Below are 17598 nucleotides of genomic sequence, written 5' to 3'. Positions count from 1 at the left end.
GGTCAGTTCTCGGTCATCTCGGCGCCGAGGTCGGACATCGCCTCGAAGAAGTTCGGGAACGACACGTCGACATGCTCGCTGCCCGCAATCGTCGTCTCGCCGTCCGCGACGAGGCCGGCGACCGCGAGCGACATGACGATGCGGTGGTCGCCGCGGCCGTCGACCGCCGCGCCGACGAGGTCGGTCTCGCCGCCGTGAACCGTGAGCCTATCTTGTTGTTCGGTGACGTTCGCGCCCATCTTCGCGAGTTCCTCAGCCATCGCGCTCACGCGGTCGGTCTCCTTGTACCGGACGTGCTCGCAGTTCTCGATGACCGTGTCGCCGTCGGCGATAGCGCCGAGGACCGCGATGGTCGGGAGCAGGTCGGGCGTGTCGCCCACGTCCACGGTCGTGCCGGTCAGGTCGGCCGCGGAGACGGTCAGTTCGCCCGCGTCCTCGTCCCAGTCCACCGTCGCGCCCATGTCGCGGACGATGTCGACGATGGCGCTGTCGCCCTGTGCGGACGGGCGCGCGCCCTCGATGACAACGTCTTCGCCCTCAGCGCCCGCGACCGCGCCGGCCGCGAGCAGGTAGGAGATAGACGAGAAGTCGCCGGGGACGCTGTACGCGCCGCCCTCGGGGGCGTACGACTGGCCGCCGGGAACGGAAAAGCCGTCGTCGGTCCGGGTCGCTTCCACGCCGAAGTCGGCGAGGAGTTCGAGCGTGATATCGACGTACGGCGAGGACTTGAGTTCGGTCGTGAGTTCGACGTCGATGCCCTCCTCTGTGACCGCGCCGGCCATGAGGAGCGCGGTGATGAACTGCGAGGACACGTCGCCGGGAATCTCGACCGTGCCGCCGGTCATGCCGTCGCCGACGACGAGCGGGGCCTGCCCGTTTCGGCGCGTGCTCTCGGCGCGGCCGTCGAGGTCGAAGACGGCGTCGAGAAGTGGGCCGTGGGGGCGCGACCGGAGCGAGGCGTCGCCCGTGAGGACCGTCAGACCGTCGCCGAGGGCCGCACAGCCGGTGACGAGGCGCATCGTCGTCCCCGAGTTCTCGCAGTTGACTACGTCGCCGGGCGTGCCCGGGCGACCGCCGAAGCCGGCGACCTCGACCGTCTGGCCGTCGCGGTCGACCGACCCACCGAAGGCCTCGACCGCGCGCATGGTCGCCTTGGTGTCGGCGCTGACGAGCGCGTCGCGGACGACCGCCTCGTCGCTGTAGCCCGCGGCGAGGACGGCTCTGTGGGTGTAACTCTTCGACGGCGGCGCTCGGGTGCGTCCGGCGACCCGAGACGGGGAGACGTGCGCGTCCATACGCGAGGGGTCGGCAGGGTCCGGTATCAGGGTACCGGACGCGGCGACGTTCTCCCGGACGGCGACGGAGGCGCGGTCACTCGGTTTCTTGTTTGCCAACAAACATATATCGCGGGCGAGCGTACTGTGTTCGGGATGAGCGCCGCGGGCCGCGGCGTTCCGCCGCACCCCGCGCGCGACGAGTTCCGGCGGCCGATTCGCGGCGCGTCTCCCGCCCGAAGAGGCGTGTCGCGGAGTCGATACCGGAACCCGCCGACCGCGACGCGAGAGCTTTACTACCGGCCGGGCGAACCCCGGAGTATGGAACCCGATTTCTCACCGCTGGCCGAGTTCCTCGGCGACGAGTTCGACGGCTATCTCATCTCGGCCGACGGGAGCGACTCCAACCAGCTGTACCTCTCTGGGTTCGACGCGCCGGACCCGTACGTGACGCTCTACACGCCGGAGGGAATCCACCTCCTCGTCTCGACGCTGGAGTTCGGCCGCGCGAAGAAAGAGAGCCGCGCCGACACCGTCTCGCGGCTCTCCGACTACGACTACCGCGACAAGCACGCCGAACACGGGGCAGTCGTCGGGAAGGCGAAGACGGTCGCGGCGTTCCTCGCCGACTACGGGGTCGGGTCGCTCGCGGTCCCCGCGGACTTCCCGCTCGGCACCGCCGACGCCCTGCGCGAGGAGGGCGTCACAGTCGAGGCCGAGGCCGACGACGTGCTCACGAACATCCGCGCGGTGAAGTCCGACGAGGAAGTCGAGCACATCCACGCCGCACAGGACGCCAACGAGGCCGCGATGCGGGCCGCCGAGGGCCTCATCCGCGCCGCCGACGTGGCCGAGGACGGCACGCTCACCTACGAAGGCGACCCGTTGACGAGCGAGCGCGTCAGGGAGGAAATCGAGGTGACGCTCCTGCGACACGGCTGCGCCCTCGACGAGACCATCGTCGCCTGCGGGGCCGACGCCGCCGACCCGCACGACCGCGGGAGCGGCCCGCTGCACGCCGATGAGGCCGTCATCATCGACATCTTCCCGCGCGACAAGGAGACGAAGTACAACGGCGACATGACCCGGACGTTCGTGAAAGGCGAGCCGTCGCCCGAGATACGCGAGTGGTTCGACCTCACCGAGGAGGCGTTCGAGGCCGCTCTCGACGCCGTCGAGCCGGGCGCGACCGGTAAGGACGTACACGATGCCGTCTGCGACGTGTACGAGGCAGCCGGCGAGAGTACGCTCCGCGCCGACCCCTCGGCCGAGACCGGATTCATCCACAGCACGGGTCACGGCGTCGGCCTCGACGTGCACGAACTCCCGTCGCTGAGCCCGAGCGGCGAGGAGCTTCGCCCCGGTCACGTCATCACCATCGAGCCGGGGCTGTACGACCCCGAAATCGGCGGCGTCAGAATCGAAGACCTCGTCGTCGTCACCGAAGACGGCTACGAGAACCTGACTGAGTACCCGGTCGAACTCGTCGTCGAGTAGCCGGCGCGAGAGCGCGGAATCGGAACGAGCGCCGAATCCGAATCCGAATCGGCGTCGGCGGAGAAAATCAGCTATCGAGGGCGTTGTCGCCGGTCGAGCCGCAAGCGGCGGGCGCGTCGGTCCAGCCGGAGTTGGCCTCGCGCCACTGTTTTAGCAGGTCTTCCAGCGCATCGCCCGTCTCGGGCGTGAGTACGCCCGCTGCCTGCCGGACGACCGTCCCGTCCTCGATGAAGAGCGCGTAGATGTTGCCCTCGCCGAGCAGTCCGAGACGGCGCTGGAGCGCGGTCTTGTCCACCCGCGCGATGAGCGCGTTGTCGTGGGTGCGGCTCCGAGCGGCACCCGGCGACATTCCGCCGCCGGACATCGGTGGCATCATCCCGCTCCGTCCGCCGAGGACGAGCAGTTCGTAGTACTCGAAGTGTCCGTACGTCTCGCACAACTCCGTTGCGAACCCGCGCCACGACCCGACCAGCGACTGCTGGCGGCGGTCGAAACTGATGAGCACGAGCGTCTGTTCACCCTCTAAGTCGTCCGGCAGGACGACTTTCTGGCCGCTCGTATCTCGTGTCGGGAGGCGAGGGAACTCCATGGGCTAGGCGATTCTCCACCAGTAGATAAGTCTAATTGCCGATTCGACAAACCGTCGCGTCGAGAGGACTGTCTCTCTAGCTGCGACGACGTATGAACTCATCGCGAGTGGTTTCGAGTTCATTCGTTATAAACGTCCGCTCCCGAGACTCAGCGCCGATAATCGGGGTCAGCGTTCGTATTCGGGGTCGAACAGTTGGGCCGACATCGGTCCCGGTTCGCTTCCCTCGACGACGGCGTACGAAGAGAGGTCGTCGACGCCCGCCTCGGACAGCAGTTCCTCGTCGTAGAACGCATTACCGGTGCAGTCAGTCGGGTCGCGCGAGAACAACTCGGCGACGGCGTCGCACAGTATCTGCGGGGTGCGCCAGTCCTCGGGCGTGCCCATCCCGAAGTGTCGCGTCGCCTCGGACTCGATGGCGGAGACCGGCCACAGTGCGTTCACGCCGATGTCGTCGGCGTCGAGTTCGCCCGCGAGCGACTGCGCGATGAACGTCATGCCGTACTTCGAGAGCGCGTAGGCGACCTTGCCCGGGGCGGGGCGAGCGGGCATCGGCGGCGAGAAGGTGACCACGTGGGCGTGGTCGCTCTCGCGGAGGTGCGGGAGCGCGGCGTGCGTCGTCGCGTACGCCCCGCGGGCGTTCACGTCCATGAGGAGGTCGAACCGCTTCGGCGGCGTGTCCTCGAAGCCCGCGATGTGAATAGCGCCCGCGTTGTTGACGACGAAGTCGATGCCGCCGAAGGCGTCGACCGTCTCGTCGATCGCGGTCTGCACGGAGGCGTCGTCGCGCACGTCGAGTTGACACCAGATGGAGTCGCCGCCGCGCTCGCGTATCTCCTCCGTCGTCTCGACGATGGTCCCGGGGAGGTTCTCGCGCCCGTCGACGGTCTTGCCCGTCGAGACGACGTTCGCGCCCCGGTCGGCCAGGTCGAGCGCGATGGCCTTCCCGATGCCGCGACTGGTTCCCGTGATGAAGGCCGTCCGACCCTCGAAATCCACATCATCGAATGCCATAGTTTCCTATCGGTCATCGACCACTTGATGGTTCGTACACCGGGCGTCGGTTGAACGTGGTTTGCGGGCCGGGTGCAGGTGGGCGTCTCGCCACACCCGCCGCCACCGATTCCCTTTTGGCCGCTGCACCTCCACACCCGTACCGATGGACGTGCTCATCGTCGGCGCGGGCGCAATGGGACGCTGGTTCGGCCGCACCGTCGACGCCGACCTCGCGTTCGCCGACGCGGACCCCGAGAGCGCGGTCGCCGCAGCGGACGCGCTGGGCGGCCGGGCGGTCCCGCTGGACGGCGACGAGCGGTTCGACGTGGTCTGTCTCGCGGTTCCGATGCGACTCGCGGCCGACGCCGTCGCCGACAACGCCCACCGCGCGGACGCCGCGATGTGCGACGTGACCGGCGCGATGAAACCGCCGGTGGCGGCGATGCGCGACCACCTCCCCGACCGCGAGCGACTCAGCCTCCACCCGCTTTTCGCGCCGCACAACGCCCCCGGCAACGTCGCCGCCGTCGCCGACGAATCGGGGCCGAAGACGGACGCCCTGCTCGCCGACATCGACGCGGCCGGCAACCGCGTCTTCGAGACGACGCCCGAGGAACACGACGCGGCGATGGAGACGGTGCAGGCGGCCGCCCACGCCGCCGTTCTCGCGTTCGGCCTCGCCGCCGACGACGTGCGCGAGGAGTTCGCTACGCCGATTTCGGCCGCGCTCGACGAACTCGTCGCCTCGGTGTCCGGCGGCACCCCGCGCGTGTACGCGGACATCCAATCTTCGTTCGGCGGCGGGGCCGACCGCGTCGCCGACGCGGCCCGCGCGCTCGCAGCGGCCGACGACGAGGCGTTCGCCGACCTCTACCGGCGCGTCTCCCGCGGCGACACCGGAGTCGGCGCGGGTGCCGACCGCGTCGCCGACGACCGCACCCGCGACCAGACCGACAAGCACGACCCTATCGAGTGACGAGTGAAGGGAGACACCGACGCCGACGCCCCGTCGCGGGCCCGATTCCCGCCGCGCGGGCGACGGCGACTCGCTCCACAGCCCACCGATGATAGACAGAGACGCCGTCCGCGACAACGCGAAGTACCTCAGAAACGTCCGCCCCATCGACCCCGACGAGATAGCCGACTACATCGAGGGCGCGCCGCACCCCGCCGTGGTGAAACAGACGCTCCGCGAGGAGGCCCACGACCTCGGCCTCTTCGAGCGCGACGACGGCACGTTCGTCCCCGCGAACGACGACCCCGCGCCGTTTCAGAACTGGTCGCCCGCGGCCTTCCCCGACGACTACTCCTTCGCCCTCGAAGACCTGCTCATCGGGCGCTACGGCGCGAACTGGCACGTCGACGACTCCGGCGACCGCCTCCGGGAGCGCGTCCGCCAACTCAAGGAGGACTACTACCGGGGCAACCCCGTCGAGTACGACGAGGACGCCGCGCTCGGCTACGGGATATACCACCTTCCGGACTACTACGCCGCCGTCGGCTACGTCCTCTCGGACCTCGCCGAACGGAGCCTGCTCCCCCGTAATCCCCGCGTGCTCGACGTGGGTGCCGGAACCGGCGGCCCCGCGCTCGGTCTGCACGACTACCTCCCCGACGACGCCGTCGTCGACTACCACGCGGTCGAACCGAGCGCCTCCGCCGACGTGCTCGACCGGATGCTCGGCGAGACGCGCCGGAATTTCCGGACGACCGTCCACCGCGAGACCGCCGAGGCGTTCGACCCCGACGGCGAGTACGATATCGTCCTCTTCGCCAGCGTCCTGAGCGAGCTCGACGACCCGGTCGCGGTCGTCGAGAAGTACCTCGACGCCCTCGCCGACGACGGCGCAATCGTCGCCATCGCGCCGGCGGACAGAAACACGAGTATCGGCCTCCGCGAGGTCGAACGCGAGGTCGCGCCCGCCGACGGCGACGTGACCGTGTACTCGCCGACGCTCCGCCTCTGGGACGGCTACGCGCCCTCGGACCGGGGCTGGTCGTTCGACGTGAAGCCGGACCTCGACGTGCCGGGGTTCCAGCGCCGCCTCGACGAGGGTCGCGACGGCGACGAGGACGAGGGAACCTTCGTCAACGTGGACGTGCAGTACTCCTACAGCGTCCTCCGGACCGACGGCGAGCGTCGCCTCGACGTTCGCGGGAACCCCGCGCGGTTCGCCAAGATGGCCGAGATGGAGCGCCACGTCACGAACCGCATCGACCTCCTCGCGGTCAAACTGAGCCACGACCTCTCGGAGGGCAACAACCAGGTGTTCAAAATCGGCGACGGCAGCGAGGCGGTCGACCACTACGCCGTCCGCACGCGCGAGACCGTGCTGAACGCCGACGTGGCCGACGCCGACTACGGCGACGTGCTCGTCTTCGAGAACGTCCTCGCGCTCTGGAACGACGACGAGGAGGCGTACAACCTCGTCGTCGACGACGAGACGCTCGTCGACCGCGTCGCCTGAGCGGGGCGCGTCGGCCGCCGCCGTTCCTCGGGACACGTTGCGTCCGACGGGTGGCTTTTTGCGCGCTCCGTCCCCAGTCGGACCATGAGCGAACCCAGCATCCTCCTCACCAACGACGACGGCATCGAGAGCGTCGGCTTCCGCGCGCTCTACGACGCCCTCTCGGAGTTCGCCGACGTGACGGCGGTCGCGCCCGCGACGGACCAAAGCGCGGTCGGCCGGAAGATGTCCACCGACGCGGTCGTCACCGAGCACGAACTCGGCTACGCGCTGGAGGGGACGCCCGCCGACTGCACGGTCGCCGGCTTAGAGGCGCTGTGTCCCGACGTGGACATGGTCGTCTCCGGCATCAACAAGGGAGCCAACATCGGCGCGTACGTCCTCGGCCGGTCGGGGACCGTCAGCGCCGCCGTCGAGGCCGCGTTCTTCGACGTGCCCGCCATCGCCCTCTCGCTGTACGTCCCCGCCGGCGGCGACCTGCCGTGGCACGAGAAGGCGACCGACCCGCGGGACTTCCGCGAGGCGACCCACGCCGCGTCGTACCTCGTCAAACACGCCGAGCCGGCCGGCGTCTTCGAGCAGTGCGACTACCTCAACGTCAACGCGCCCATGCGCGACCCCAGCGGCGACCCGGCGGACATGCAGGTGACCGTCCCCTCGGAGCTGTACGACATGACCGCGGAGTTCGAAAACGGGACCGTGAAGCTCCACGACCGCGTCTGGGAGCGGATGCGAACCGGCGACATCCCGGACCCCGACGGCACCGACCGCCGGGCCGTCGTCGAGGGCCGCGTGTCGGTCTCGCCGCTGACCGCGCCGCACACGACCCACCGCCACGAGGCGCTGGACGCGCTCGCCGAGACGTATCTGGAGTGAGCGCCTGAGGGCAACAAAACGTATGTCGGCGGGGTCTGAAACCCCGACGAGACCGATGACCCTGTTTCTCCAAGCCGCCGCCGAGTCGGGGAGCGTCACCGGCTTTCTCGCCACTATCGCGGTGCTGTTTAGCATCCCGCTCGTCATCCTCCTCCTCGGGCGACTGTTCGAGCAGTTCTTCTGAGGTCCGCGACTGCGGAACACCTGCCGACCGGACGGGACGGTTCATGTGGCGGTTCACGAGACGATTCACGTCACTGCACCTCCCACGCGACCCGACTTTCCACCGTCGCCTTTTCAACCCATTAGTGTGGGGTAGTTAACATGAACCGCAACGAACTCAACGAGTATCTGAAACAGCGGCCGCTCTTGGGAGGTCTCTGGGTCGTCGCGGTGCTCGGTGCGGGTACGCTGCTGTGGCTGAAACTGCTCCGACCGGCGCAGTCGGTCGTCGACATCGTTTCGAACACCGGCTACCAGTTCGTCTTTCTCGTGATGGGCGGACTCTGTTACGTGGCCTTCGTCGGCTTCTCTCGGGCGGTGAACTGATTTCTCACTCCGCCGCCCGGCGACTGTCCACCAGCAGTTTGTACGCGAGGCCGACGACGCCGGCGAACACCGCGAGCGCCCCGGCGAGCGAGGCGAGGATTCCGAGAGCGAACATCAGTCCGAACCCGTAGCCCGCGAGGGCGACGCTCCCGACGGTCAAAAACACCCAGCCGCCGAGGATGACGGCAAAGAGCGCGATGGCGTCGTCTTCGGTCGCGTAGCGGAGAGCGTCGCGGGCGGAGACGCGTGACATACCGAACGCGTCGCCGAGGTCGGAGTTGGACCTTTCGGTCGACCGACACCAAAGATTGAATCCCGGGCCGGCCGACGGACGCGTATGTCCGAAGCAGATGCGGTCGAGCGCGTGGACGAGCCGGGAACCGTCGAGTCGCTCGCCGCGGACCTCCGCGCGCTCGGCGTCGCGGCCGGCGACACCCTCCTCGTGCACTCGTCGCTCAGTTCGCTCGGCTGGGTCGCCGGTGGCCCGCAGGCGGTCGTGGACGCCCTCGAGACGGTGCTGACCGACGACGGGACGCTGGTCATGCCGACCCACACGGGCCAGTACACCGACCCGTCGGCGTGGGAGAACCCCCCGGTCCCCGACGGCTGGGTCGACGTCATCGGCGAGTCGATGCCGCCGTTCCGCCCCGACGTGACGCCCACTCGCGGGATGGGCGCGGTGCCCGAGTGCTTCCGCAACTACCCCGGCGTCGTCCGCAGCGAGCACCCGACGGTCTCCTTCGCGGCGTGGGGCGCGGCCGCCGAGGAAATCGTCGGCGGCCACGAACTCGACGACGGCCTCGGCGACGGGTCGCCGCTGGCGCGGGTGTACGACCGCGGCGGCGACGTGCTCCTGCTCGGCGTCGGCCACGGGAACGACACCTCGCTCCACCTCGCCGAACACCGCGCGGACTTCGAGAAGACGCGGACGACGGAGCGCGCGCCGCTGCTCCGAGACGGCGAGCGCGTCGTCGTCGAGTACGAGGACATCGAGGTCGAGACCGACGACTTCGAGGAAGTCGGCGAGGCGTTCGAGACGGCCGTCGGCGCGACCGAGGGCTCGGTCGCGGCCGCGACGGCGACGCTCCTCGACCAGCCCGCGCTGGTCGACTTCGCCGAAGACTGGTTCGAGTCGAACCGCTGAAGTGGAGTGCTGCGGCCGACTCGGTCGGCTCGCGACGACGGACGCGATGCTGGATTCGACGCGCCCGCTCGCCCGCTCGCCCGCTCAGGCGAGCGTCGCGGTCAGCGTGATTTCCGGTCCGGCGAGCGCCTTCGACACCGGACAGCTCTCCTTCGCGCGCTGGGCGAGTTCGGCGAACGTCTCCTCGTCGATGTCGGGCACGTCGGCGTCGAGCGTCAGGTCGATTCGAGAGATTTCGAAGCCGCCGCCGTCGGCCGGGTCGAGGTGCACGTCGGCCGATGTGTGGAGGCTCGTCGGCGCGTAGCCCTCGCCTTCGAGGAACGCGGTCAACTGCATCGAGAAACAGCCGGAGTGGGCCGCGCCGATGAGTTCCTCGGGGTTCGACCCGAGTTCGTCCTCGAACCGCGTCGGGAACGTGAACGTTCCCTCGACGGTCCCGCTCTCCGTCGAGAACTCGCCGCTGCCGTCTTTGCCACCGGTCCAGGTCGTCTCCGCTTTGTGCGTGGGCATCTCACGCACGCCTACGGTCGCCAGCGATATGGAGGTGACGACGAGGAGCGGTTCGAAGAAGGTCGGCGGGACTCGGCGGGGCTCGGCCGGAGCCGGGAGTCGGGGCGGGGCGCTACAGGCCGCTCCAGAGCGCGGCGACCCCGAACCCGACGATGACGACGCCCGCGAGTTGGTTCACCCGCCGGAGGACCGCCGGGGTGACTCGCTCCCGGACGCGGTCGACGGCGGCGCTCAGGACGAGCCACCAGAGCGCCGACCCGGCGAAGACGCCCGCGACGAGGACCGCCGCCGCCAGGTAGTCGCCCGAGACGCCGACGCCCAAGCCGGCGAAGATACCCACGAAGGCGAGTATCGTCACCGGGTTCGTCAGCGTCAGGAGGAACGTCGACCCGAAGTCGGCGACGAGCGTCCGGGGGTTCGAGTCGGGCGGTGCGACGGCCGACTGCTCGGTCGTCGGTGCCGACTCGACGGACGCCGGGTCGCCTCGAATCGACTGCAAGCCGATGTACAGGAGGATTACCCCGCCAGCGAGGGCGATTCCGTTACGGTGTCCGAGCAGGACCGACGAGAGCGCGGCGAGGCCGAACCCCGCGATGGCCCCGTAGACCGCGTCCGCGGACGCCGCTCCGAGTCCGCTGACGAAGCCCGAGAGACGGCCCTTAGAAAGCGTTCGCTGGATGCACAGGACGCCGATTGGACCGACCGGTGCGGCTATCGAGACGCCGAGAACGAGTCCGCGGACGAAGATTCCGATTGTGGTCGTTAATAGACATCACCTCGTGGCCGCTTCGATGCGTCGCCGGGTGATAGCTCTATCGCCGGGGGTCGAACGCGGACCGGTCCGGGGCGAATCGGATGCCGGCCCACCGGCCGAGACCTGCCAATCAATCGAGTTTCTGCGCGAACTCCACCTGCTTTTCCTCGAAGCCGGCGTCCTCGTAGAACGACCGCGCGCCGCGGTTGTCCCACTCGCAGGAGACCTTGAGGTGGTCACAGCCCGACTCGCGGGCCCGCCGTCTCACCTCGTCGACGACCGCCGAACCGTACCCTCGCCCCCGGTGGCCGTCTTCGACGTACAGGTTCACCAGCCGCGTGTATTTCGAGTACTCCCGCGAGGGGTGCTCGCCGAGCCGCGTCGTCGCGAACCCGACGACCTCGCCGTCGACCTCGACGAGGTACTCGGTCACGCCGTCGCTGTCGAGGTGCGCCCGGAACGGGTCTTCCGGCACGTCGGTCGAGGATTCGTAGACGAGCCCGTTGAGGTCGGCGTACCGCTCCATCTCCGTCGCGAGGTCGTACCACAGCTCGACGAGTCGGGGAACGTCGTCCGCCGTCGCTTCTCTCAGTCGCATCGGTCTGTCGTCCGTGGGGATGCCCGCCGACGCAATCAACGTTGGTGCCGGCCGACGGAGGCCGATTAGAACACCCCTGTGATGAAGCCGAGACCCATCAGGACCAACACGGCCGCGGAGAACGCCGGGAGATACGGCGTGTACTTCTCCACCTCGTCTTCGTACTGCTGGTAGCCGGCGATCAGCAGCATCGTCAGCCCGACGATGCCGACGATGACGGTGACGGCGTAGGCGCTCATCAGTTCGAGGCAGTAGTTCGACCCGGCGCAGAGCGCGATAATCTCGAACTCCTCCTCGTGGGCGAACCCGAGGACGAACGCGAACCACGCGATGCCGAGGAGGCCGCGGTCCGCGGCTTCGTCGAGGTCGCCGTGTGAGTGAGAGTGGGAGTGCCCGCGGTCGTGCGAATGGCCCTCCTCGTGCGAGTGACTGCTCTCGTGTGAGTGGTCGTGGTCGTGAGTGTGCCCCTCTCCGTCGTCGTGCCCGTGAGTCCCGTGAGCGTGTCCGTGAGTGTACTCGCGGATGCCGAGCGCGATGAGTAAGACGCCGGCCACGAGGCTGACCTGTCCGCCGATTTGGACGCCGCCGAGTATCGTGATCGGCTCGTTGACCTGCGTGAGGTCGAAGTACTCCTTCGCGTAGAAGAACACGCCCACCATCGCGATACTGCTGACGAGGTGGCCGACTCCGAGGATGAAACTCGCCGCGAACCCGTACACCCACTTGTTCGCTTGGTCGAGCGCGTACGAGGCCGCGACGGGCCAGCCGTGACCCGGTTCGACGCCGTGGATGGCTCCGAGAGCCACCGCGCCGACGACGAGCCCGAGCAGTTCGTTCGAGGCCATGTACTACCGTATTCGTGGAAAACGAGAGGTATAGGGGTTGTTAATACCGAATCGGGGGTGTCGTCATAACGGGAACTCTTGTAGCTGCGCACGTCAGTTCGAGCCGATGCGGACGAGTTTCAACATCCCCGACGAACTGGTCGAGGAGTTCGACCGGGCGTGGCGCGACGAGGGCATCGAAAACCGGTCGCGGGCGGTTCGAGAGGCCATGCAGGAGTTCATCGAGTCCCACGCCCGACTCGAAGACGTGTCCGGCGAGGTCGTCGCGCTCGTCGGCTTCGACTACCGCCACCACGACGTGATTCGCGAGCTGCACGGGGCGCAACACGAGTTTCAGGACGTCATCCTCAACACGAGCCACACCCACCAAGGCGAGTGGTGTCTCGAATCGCTGTTCTGCCGCGGCCCCGCGGAGCGCGTCCGAGAGCTAACGTACCGACTCCGGGACTTCGACGCGGTCCGGCGGGTGAAGGTGATGGTCATCCGCGAGTGACGCGGCGTCAACGGCCGCGTCGCGCCGAGCTACCGATGCTGCCGCTGTTCGGCCCGTCAAGCCTTCACTTGGTGTGACAGATTCCGTCTACTTCGCCGCATCCTGTCTGGCACGGGGGAGCGACGGTGGTTTACCGGCGACTAACGAAGCAGCCGGTAGATGAACTCGAAGCGGTGGCTCCAACGGCATCAAGTTGCCGTCTATGCAGCCTTCGTTCTCTCGGCCGTCGGAGTCGGCGTCTATCTTCCGAACTCGGCCCCGCTCTCCGAGTCGCTCATCGACCCGGTGCTGGCCGCCCTGCTCTACGTCACGTTCCTCGAAATTCCGTTCGTTCGGCTCCGTCGCGCGTTTCGGAACGGGCGGTTTGTCGCGGCGGCACTGGGTATGAACTTCTTGGTCGTCCCCGTCGTCGTCTGGGGACTCACTCGGTTCCTCCCCCAGCGACCGGTCATCCTCGTGGGTGCGTTCATGGTGCTTCTGACGCCGTGTATCGACTACGTGATTACCTTCACCGAACTCGCAGACGGCGACGCCGAGCAGATTACAGCGACGACCCCGGCTCTGATGCTCGTCCAACTGTTGTTGCTCCCGCTGTACCTGTGGCTGTTCATGGGTTCGACGGTCGCAGCGGTCATCGAACCGGGGCCGTTCGTCGAGGCGTTCCTGGTACTCATCGCGCTCCCGTTGACGCTCGCGTGGCTTACCGAAGCGTGGGCGGAACGGTCGTCGAGGGGCGACGCGTGGCAGGAGGCGATGGGGTGGGTACCGGTTCCGATGATGGGCGCGACGTTGTTCGTCGTCATCGCGTCGCAGCTCCCCCGGGTGCAGGGTTCGATCGAGGAGATTGCAGTCGTCATTCCGGTGTACGTCGCCTTCCTCGTCGTCATGCCGATACTCGGACGACTCGCGGCGGGAGTCTTGCAGATGGATGCCGGGGAGGGCAGGGCGCTCGTGTTCACGTCGGTCACCCGTAACTCGCTGGTCGTCCTGCCGCTTGCACTTGCGCTTCCGGCGGGTTACCGACTGGCACCTGCGGTCGTCGTGACCCAGACGCTCGTCGAACTGGTCGGGATGGTCACGCTCACGCGAGTCGTCCCGGCGTGGCTCGTCCCGGACTCGCCGAAGCGACTCTCACTTCCCGAACTGGTGACTCGCGAGTGAGGTCCGTGGAAACCGTATCCTCGTGACTATGGGAACCGTGTCCTCGCGAAGACCGAGGAACAACAGAACAACGGCCCAAAGAAGAGTCGACTAACAGAACTCCGATGTGCGGTCTTGGAACCCCGAAACCGGCTACCGGTTCTGCCGCTGTTCGGCCTTGTTCAGCGAGCTGAAATCCATTATGCGGAACTGCGCACTTTTCCGGTTTTTCTTCACTTCCAGACGTGGAAAATCACACCGTCTCGAATGATTCGATGACCTCACTGGTCGTGAACACTGGCACGAGGTCTTGTTCATCGAAGTCAGAATCGTCGCTCCACACACCTGCGTCACGAGCGAGCGCGCAGGCTACGTACAGCACGTCGTCGGGGTCGGTGTCGCCTATCGCCTCTTTCGCTTCCTCAATGTACGGGTAGAACTCGCTGGCCGGTACCGTCTCGATGTACTGAAACAACAGTTCGATGAACTGCTGTACTCTGTCTGAACCCATCCCTGATTTCTCAACGATGAGGTCTTCGTAGTTCCCGATTTCGTCGTGGACGAACTCGGGCGTCAGGAGTTCCGGTTCGAGCGTGACGATGAGTTCACGAGTTTTCGAGTGAGCGATGAGTGCAGAGATGACGACGTTTGCATCAACGACCAACTTCATCCGTCAGAATTACTCCGACTCTTCTTCGACGCGCTTCCGTGCGCTCTCGTTGATTTTGGCGGCTATCTCGCTCACATCCGCATCGGTGAGTTCACTGTCGGCGGTGAGTTCGTCCATCAGTTCGAGTTTCTCGATTTTGCTTCGGATGGCCTGCCGAGTGACCTCGCTCCAGTTGATTTCCGGGTGTTTCTCCATCTGCTCCTTGAGAGCGTCGTCAACGCTGACCGTGATGGTGGGCATACAGAAAACTGTGGCGGCACAGAATACTGTGTTTTTCGGTGCCACCACGTTTGTCAGAGGTTTGTTTATGTCGCTCCGATAACTGTTCAACACGTATGCCCTCCGAACGGTATCCGAACGTAGACGTTACCGGTGATTCTCAACCGAGGGACGTACCGTTTCGAGTCAGAGCCGAGAAGTTACGCGATTTCTCACCCGATTCCCCCGCTCGGGTTCGCGGGTCGTTCGAGAACTGCTCTTCGATGGAGCAAACGGTTGGTTTCGGGCCAATCCAACCGTTCTCTACTATTTGGTGTGAAGGCGAGTGCCTGCTCGTCGTGATTCCAATTGACAGAGAAATTCAACGATACGCTCTCGGAACCGACGAGCAGATTATTCCAGACGAACCGGTCGAAGGTTGCTGGGAGACGAACATCGTTCGCCTCATCCGCCACGACGTTCTGCGATGGCAGTCACTCGATGCGGGCGAATGTATTCAGACCGAGTACGCCGTACTCCACTACCCTGAACAGGAGATACTGGAGGCGACAACAGACAAGTGGGTCGGCTCTCAGTCCGAGAGCGACGACTGTCTCCAAGCAGGCGAGTACCGTTTCGAGGAATCGTTCCAGCCAAAGTTCGGAACGAAGGCGACGTGGGAGGAGTTCACGTGGGGGTTCACGATTACTATCGAGGAGTGAACAACAATCGGAAAATCACGATATAGTGCCTGAAATACTCGAAATCGACGTTTTTTAGCGAGATTGCCGTTGCTCCGCCTTGTTCATCTCGATGAGCAGCCGGAAAATCGCCTTCACGAGGTTCGAGTCGACCTCGAAGTGGGCCGCGTTCTGCCCGGCGCGCTCCATCACGCGCTCTTCTTGGGACTCGTCGGTCGTCGGCAGGTCCTTCTCGGCTTTGACCTGCGCGACGGTGTCGGCGACGTAGGTCCGGCGGGCGATGAGTTCGACGATGCCGCGGTCGATATCCTCTATCTCCTCGCGGAGTTCGTCGAGCGACATGTCCTGGAACGGTTCGGCTGCGGTGTCGGTGTCGTCTGTCATTGGATTCGTGCTCCGTCGGTTCGGGTGGTCGTCAGTCGGGTCTCTCCGTCGCGGGCGTCCCATAGTTCTCTGACGCGTTCGAGGTCGGCGCGGTCGCCGACGGCGACGACGCTCGGGCCAGTCCCGGACAGCGAGACGCCGTCGGCGATGGGCATCGCCTCGACGGCGGGGTCGGTCGGGAAGTCCAGGGCGGCCGAGAAGGCGAGGCCGTTGACGGTCATCGCCTCGGCGTAGCGGCCTTCGAGCGCGAGGTCGGCGACGAGGTCGGCCATCGGGGCGACGTTCTCGCAGCGACTCACGTCGGCGTCGGCGCTGTAGGCGCGCTCGGGGGGCGTCCACACGAGCACGTCCCAGTCGACCTCGTCGCGGACGATGAGTTCGTCCTCGGTGTTGTCGGTGACGACGACGCCGCCGACCATGGAGGCCGAGGCGTCGTCGAACGCGCCGGTCGCCGTGACGCCGACCTCGCGGGCGGCGCGGACGCCCATCCGGCAGGCGTCGAGCCGGGAGATGTCGGCGTCCGGGCCGGGGCCGACCGAGCGACCGAGCGCGGAGAGCGTCGCCAGCACCGTCGCGTTGGCCGCGGCGCTGGAACTCTTGAGGCCGGCGGCCATCGGCAGGTCGCTTTCGGTCTCGACGGTGCCGCCCTCGCCGTCGCCGAACGCCTCGACCACAAGCTCGACGCAGCGCTCGATGAGCCGCGTGTCGGCGTCCGGGGCCTCCGCGATGCTGCCGCGGACCGCGCCGGAATCGTCCAGTTCGACCGACGCGGTGGTCTCCGCGTCGATGGCGAACGCGGAGCCGGTCGCCGTCGCGAGGGCGTTCAAGACGGTGCCCGCCCCGAGGGCGGTGGCTCGGCCGTGCATACTTGCCGGAGGTCGGCACATCGTGTTATGTGTGGCGGTCCGTGCCGTTTTCGCCCGTAGGTTCGGGGACCGACGCGGCGGCGGCGCGTTCGATTCCGACGCCAGCGGGTCGACCCGAGACGCGACGTTTTTGCCGTCCCCGCGGCAACGGTGAGCCATGAGCGCCCGCAGCGATATCGCCCCGAGCACACTCGGCGTCGAACTCCACGACTACGGCGTCGAAGTGGAGTACATCGACAACCGAACCACGGTCTACCGGGGCGTCCCCGAAGCGGTCACGGGAACGCTCGCCACCGCTCCCGGCAAGGAGGTCCACGTTCTCGTCACCGACCCCACCGAGACCGAGGGCGTCATGATGTACGTCAACGACCTCAAGAGCCACGACGACGTGCTCGAATCGAGCGGCGTCGGCCGCGTCATCCTCGGCGAGGGCGAAGAAGAAGAGCTGTTCCCCGGCGTCCTCGTCCGGCGTGTGCCCGGCCACCGATTCGAAATCGAGGCCGACCCCGCGGTCGCCCGCGGCCGCGTGTTCGTCTTCGTCGAGGACGACTGGGCCGAGCACTCCTACGAGTTCGTCACCGAGTGATGCTCCGGAAGCGCTGGGAGCCGCTGGAAAAGCGGACCATCGGAAAGGCCCCGGAAGCCTACGGCTACTACGAACTCGGCGACGCGGACGGCGACCTCGTCGGCCGCGGCGTGGGCGTCCTCCGCGACGAACTGAAGGAGGCGCTCGCCTATGGCGACGCCGAGCGCGTCCGCTGGGAGCGTGCGACATCGCTGGACCACGCCGAGCGACTCGCAGACGAACACGACCCGGTGTAGCCGCCCTCGCACCCGCCGCGCGCCGCTACTGCAAGTACGACGGACTGTCCGTGTCGCAGTTCTCCTCGTGGGCCTCGGCGTCGGTCTCCACGTCGAACAGCATCCCGCACTCTTCGCATCGGTACCACGTCACACCGTCTTTCTCCGTCGTGGCAACCATGCGTATTGTTACCGCGCCGTCCCGGAAAACGGTTACTCCGGGCGAACCCTCAAGGGTCGAGCGG

25 protein-coding genes are annotated in these 17598 nt (G+C 67.0%); 12 read left to right on the top strand and 13 right to left on the bottom strand.

The features are described 5' to 3' along the window. Positions 1 to 2: 2 nt before the first annotated feature. A complete protein-coding gene (gene aroA / locus DEQ92_RS02105; protein WP_008093066.1) occupies positions 3 to 1295 on the bottom strand; it encodes a 3-phosphoshikimate 1-carboxyvinyltransferase in 1293 nt (430 codons plus the stop codon). A 300-nt stretch (positions 1296 to 1595) separates the two neighbouring features. On the opposite strand from aroA, the gene DEQ92_RS02100 reads away from it, so the two are divergent. Beyond that, positions 1596 to 2771, top strand: a complete 1176-nt coding sequence (locus DEQ92_RS02100) for a Xaa-Pro peptidase family protein (RefSeq protein WP_008093067.1) — start codon at positions 1596 to 1598, stop codon at positions 2769 to 2771. Positions 2772 to 2838: 67 nt separating this feature from the next. Here the strand turns inward: DEQ92_RS02100 and DEQ92_RS02095 are convergent, their stop codons facing one another. Together DEQ92_RS02095 and DEQ92_RS02090 are read right to left on the bottom strand one after the other, a co-directional pair. After that, positions 2839 to 3360 (bottom strand): hypothetical protein, encoded by a 522-nt coding sequence (locus DEQ92_RS02095; RefSeq protein WP_115820365.1) that lies wholly within the window; start codon positions 3358 to 3360, stop codon positions 2839 to 2841. A gap of 168 nt (positions 3361 to 3528) precedes the next feature. Beyond that, positions 3529 to 4374 carry an NAD(P)-dependent oxidoreductase gene (locus tag DEQ92_RS02090; protein WP_115820364.1) on the bottom strand — a complete coding sequence of 282 codons (846 nt, stop codon included), beginning with the start codon at positions 4372 to 4374 and terminating at the stop codon, positions 3529 to 3531. Between the two features lie 145 nt (positions 4375 to 4519). On the opposite strand from DEQ92_RS02090, the gene DEQ92_RS02085 reads away from it, so the two are divergent. The 5 genes from DEQ92_RS02085 to DEQ92_RS02070 all read left to right on the top strand — a co-directional run bounded on the left by DEQ92_RS02085 (position 4520) and on the right by DEQ92_RS02070 (position 8249). Continuing rightward, positions 4520 to 5332, top strand: coding sequence for a prephenate dehydrogenase/arogenate dehydrogenase family protein (locus DEQ92_RS02085; RefSeq protein ID WP_004977231.1), 813 nt, complete (start codon positions 4520 to 4522; stop codon positions 5330 to 5332). Positions 5333 to 5420: 88 nt separating this feature from the next. Continuing rightward, the gene (locus DEQ92_RS02080) at positions 5421 to 6824 is read left to right on the top strand and encodes a small ribosomal subunit Rsm22 family protein (protein WP_004977229.1); all 1404 of its coding nucleotides are present in this window, start codon (positions 5421 to 5423) and stop codon (positions 6822 to 6824) included. Between the two features lie 84 nt (positions 6825 to 6908). After that, complete coding sequence (gene surE, locus DEQ92_RS02075; protein WP_050458986.1) at positions 6909 to 7700, top strand: 5'/3'-nucleotidase SurE; 792 nt, start codon at positions 6909 to 6911, stop codon at positions 7698 to 7700. 55 nt (positions 7701 to 7755) lie between these two features. Further along, positions 7756 to 7884: a hypothetical protein gene (locus DEQ92_RS24380; RefSeq protein WP_255564049.1), complete on the top strand. Its 129-nt coding sequence runs from the start codon at positions 7756 to 7758 to the stop codon at positions 7882 to 7884. Between the two features lie 140 nt (positions 7885 to 8024). Beyond that, positions 8025 to 8249, top strand: a complete 225-nt coding sequence (locus DEQ92_RS02070) for a hypothetical protein (protein ID WP_050458987.1) — start codon at positions 8025 to 8027, stop codon at positions 8247 to 8249. Positions 8250 to 8253: 4 nt separating this feature from the next. Here the strand turns inward: DEQ92_RS02070 and DEQ92_RS23710 are convergent, their stop codons facing one another. After that, positions 8254 to 8502 carry a hypothetical protein gene (locus DEQ92_RS23710; protein WP_193363462.1) on the bottom strand — a complete coding sequence of 83 codons (249 nt, stop codon included), beginning with the start codon at positions 8500 to 8502 and terminating at the stop codon, positions 8254 to 8256. Between the two features lie 84 nt (positions 8503 to 8586). On the opposite strand from DEQ92_RS23710, the gene DEQ92_RS02060 reads away from it, so the two are divergent. Next, positions 8587 to 9393 (top strand): aminoglycoside N(3)-acetyltransferase, encoded by an 807-nt coding sequence (locus tag DEQ92_RS02060; RefSeq protein WP_115820363.1) that lies wholly within the window; start codon positions 8587 to 8589, stop codon positions 9391 to 9393. Between the two features lie 84 nt (positions 9394 to 9477). Here DEQ92_RS02060 and DEQ92_RS02055 read toward each other — a convergent pair whose 3' ends face one another. The 4 genes from DEQ92_RS02055 to DEQ92_RS02040 form a co-directional block, all read right to left on the bottom strand. Further along, on the bottom strand, positions 9478 to 9903 hold the full coding sequence (locus DEQ92_RS02055; RefSeq protein WP_004977224.1) for an OsmC family protein: 426 nt from the start codon (positions 9901 to 9903) through the stop codon (positions 9478 to 9480). A 112-nt stretch (positions 9904 to 10015) separates the two neighbouring features. Further along, a complete protein-coding gene (locus DEQ92_RS02050) occupies positions 10016 to 10582 on the bottom strand; it encodes a LysE family translocator (protein ID WP_233510312.1) in 567 nt (188 codons plus the stop codon). Between the two features lie 205 nt (positions 10583 to 10787). Then, positions 10788 to 11255, bottom strand: coding sequence for a GNAT family N-acetyltransferase (locus DEQ92_RS02045; RefSeq protein WP_004977221.1), 468 nt, complete (start codon positions 11253 to 11255; stop codon positions 10788 to 10790). 65 nt (positions 11256 to 11320) lie between these two features. After that, positions 11321 to 12100: a hypothetical protein gene (locus DEQ92_RS02040; RefSeq protein ID WP_004977219.1), complete on the bottom strand. Its 780-nt coding sequence runs from the start codon at positions 12098 to 12100 to the stop codon at positions 11321 to 11323. Between the two features lie 106 nt (positions 12101 to 12206). Here DEQ92_RS02040 and DEQ92_RS02035 point away from each other — a divergent pair, with 106 nt between their 5' ends. Both DEQ92_RS02035 and DEQ92_RS02030 read left to right on the top strand, forming a co-directional pair. Then, entirely contained in the window at positions 12207 to 12593 is a 387-nt protein-coding gene (locus DEQ92_RS02035; RefSeq protein WP_004977218.1) for a CopG family ribbon-helix-helix protein, read from the top strand. 159 nt (positions 12594 to 12752) lie between these two features. Then, positions 12753 to 13754 carry an arsenic resistance protein gene (locus tag DEQ92_RS02030; RefSeq protein ID WP_004977217.1) on the top strand — a complete coding sequence of 334 codons (1002 nt, stop codon included), beginning with the start codon at positions 12753 to 12755 and terminating at the stop codon, positions 13752 to 13754. Positions 13755 to 13986: 232 nt separating this feature from the next. Here DEQ92_RS02030 and DEQ92_RS02025 read toward each other — a convergent pair whose 3' ends face one another. Next, the gene (locus DEQ92_RS02025; RefSeq protein ID WP_115820362.1) at positions 13987 to 14403 is read right to left on the bottom strand and encodes a PIN domain-containing protein; all 417 of its coding nucleotides are present in this window, start codon (positions 14401 to 14403) and stop codon (positions 13987 to 13989) included. Positions 14404 to 14412: 9 nt separating this feature from the next. Beyond that, positions 14413 to 14643 (bottom strand): hypothetical protein, encoded by a 231-nt coding sequence (locus DEQ92_RS02020; RefSeq protein ID WP_115820361.1) that lies wholly within the window; start codon positions 14641 to 14643, stop codon positions 14413 to 14415. 95 nt (positions 14644 to 14738) lie between these two features. On the opposite strand from DEQ92_RS02020, the gene DEQ92_RS02015 reads away from it, so the two are divergent. Then, positions 14739 to 15323: a hypothetical protein gene (locus tag DEQ92_RS02015; RefSeq protein WP_115820360.1), complete on the top strand. Its 585-nt coding sequence runs from the start codon at positions 14739 to 14741 to the stop codon at positions 15321 to 15323. Between the two features lie 54 nt (positions 15324 to 15377). Here the strand turns inward: DEQ92_RS02015 and DEQ92_RS02010 are convergent, their stop codons facing one another. Then, on the bottom strand, positions 15378 to 15686 hold the full coding sequence (locus tag DEQ92_RS02010; RefSeq protein WP_115820359.1) for a chorismate mutase: 309 nt from the start codon (positions 15684 to 15686) through the stop codon (positions 15378 to 15380). After that, positions 15683 to 16552 (bottom strand): shikimate kinase, encoded by an 870-nt coding sequence (locus DEQ92_RS02005; protein WP_008093099.1) that lies wholly within the window; start codon positions 16550 to 16552, stop codon positions 15683 to 15685. The genes DEQ92_RS02010 and DEQ92_RS02005 overlap by 4 nt, the downstream gene beginning before the upstream one ends. 157 nt (positions 16553 to 16709) lie before the next feature. On the opposite strand from DEQ92_RS02005, the gene DEQ92_RS02000 reads away from it, so the two are divergent. Beyond that, entirely contained in the window at positions 16710 to 17138 is a 429-nt protein-coding gene (locus DEQ92_RS02000; protein WP_115819180.1) for a DUF5796 family protein, read from the top strand. Further along, positions 17138 to 17374, top strand: a complete 237-nt coding sequence (locus DEQ92_RS01995) for a hypothetical protein (RefSeq protein WP_008093103.1) — start codon at positions 17138 to 17140, stop codon at positions 17372 to 17374. The genes DEQ92_RS02000 and DEQ92_RS01995 overlap by 1 nt, the downstream gene beginning before the upstream one ends. A gap of 25 nt (positions 17375 to 17399) precedes the next feature. Here the strand turns inward: DEQ92_RS01995 and DEQ92_RS24375 are convergent, their stop codons facing one another. After that, on the bottom strand, positions 17400 to 17534 hold the full coding sequence (locus tag DEQ92_RS24375; protein ID WP_008093105.1) for a hypothetical protein: 135 nt from the start codon (positions 17532 to 17534) through the stop codon (positions 17400 to 17402). Positions 17535 to 17598 lie beyond the last annotated feature (64 nt).

It is taken from the genome of Haloferax sp. Atlit-6N (assembly GCF_003383195.1).
In the GTDB taxonomy this organism is placed as follows: domain Archaea; phylum Halobacteriota; class Halobacteria; order Halobacteriales; family Haloferacaceae; genus Haloferax; species Haloferax gibbonsii.
Note: the sequence above shows the minus strand (reverse complement) of the source record. Positions and strands in the feature narration are given on the sequence as shown.